Raw genomic sequence first — 1,111 nt, forward strand, 5'->3', positions numbered from 1 at the left:
GGGAGGTGAAAGGACATGAGCGTTGCCCACAGCCACATCGGACCCTGGACGCTAAGAGCTCGTAACACGATCTTGCTGAATCGTCCTGGTTGGCCGTGACCGGTGTGATGATTCGGCCGTTCGTGAAGGTGTGGGTACCCGACCGTGGATCGTGGACGATGAGTTGTGGGCTCTGGTCGAGCCGTTGCTGCCGCCGTGGCCGGAGCGGTCTCCGGGGCCGAGGCCGGTGCCGGACCGGCTCTGCCTGCAGGGCATCCTGTTCGTCCTCTACAACGACATAGCCTGGCAACTCCTGCCGCTGGAGCTGGGGTTCGGCTCGGGGCAGACGTGCTGGCGCCGACTGGACCGGTGGCAGGAGGCAGGAGTCTTCGACCAGTTGCACCGGGTCCTGCTCGCCGAGCTGAACGCGGCTGGCGAGCTCGACTGGTCGCGTGCGTGTGTGGACGGTTCCCACATCCGCGCGAAAAAGGGGGCGCCGACACCGGTCCGTCGCCGGTCGACCGGCGGAAGACGGGCAGCAAGCACCACCTGATCTGCGACGGACGCGGTACCCCGCTCAAGGTCATCACGACCGCGGCCAACGTCAACGACGTCACCCAGACCCTCGCCCTGGTCGACGGCATCCCACCCGTCGCAGGCCGCCCCGGCCGGCCCCGCCGACGACCAGAAGCCCTTCTCGGCGACAAAGGCTACGACTCCAGCCCCAACCGCGACGAGCTCCGTCGCCGACGAATCCTGCCCGTCATCTCCCGCAAGGGATCACCCAACATCAAGGGCATCGGCAAGCTCCGCTACGTCGTCGAGCAGACCTTCGCCCTGCTCCACCACTTCAAACGACTCGCTGTGCGCTGGGAACGCCGCACCGAACTCCACGACGCCTTCGTCTCCCTCGCCTGCAGCCTCATCTGCTACCGACGCCTCAAGAGGACCCGACCATGATCGTGTTACGAGCTCTGAACCTCTTCAACAACCACTCGAGCGAGTGATGGGCGGGCTGTCGTTGACCGCTGCCGCTACCAGCGGGGAGCCGCCCTCACGCCAGCGACCGGTCCTCGTCCCCATCACCCGATCGTGGCCGTGTTGAAGAGGCTCAGTGAGCCTCTTTCATCCT

General features: G+C 66.1%; 1 protein-coding gene. It reads left to right on the plus strand.

Going from position 1 to position 1,111, the window contains the following annotated elements; all coding sequences use genetic code 11:
* Positions 1-148: 148 nt before the first annotated feature.
* Positions 149-939 (plus strand): IS5 family transposase gene (locus ACFV20_RS37100; RefSeq protein WP_385665569.1). Its coding sequence is split into 2 segments (ribosomal slippage): positions 149-464 and positions 464-939, totalling 792 coding nucleotides; the frame shifts between segments, so codons are not numbered across the junction.
* Positions 940-1,111: the final 172 nt, after the last annotated feature.

This window comes from Streptomyces sp. NPDC059696, assembly GCF_042733745.1.
Classification (GTDB): domain Bacteria; phylum Actinomycetota; class Actinomycetes; order Streptomycetales; family Streptomycetaceae; genus Streptomyces.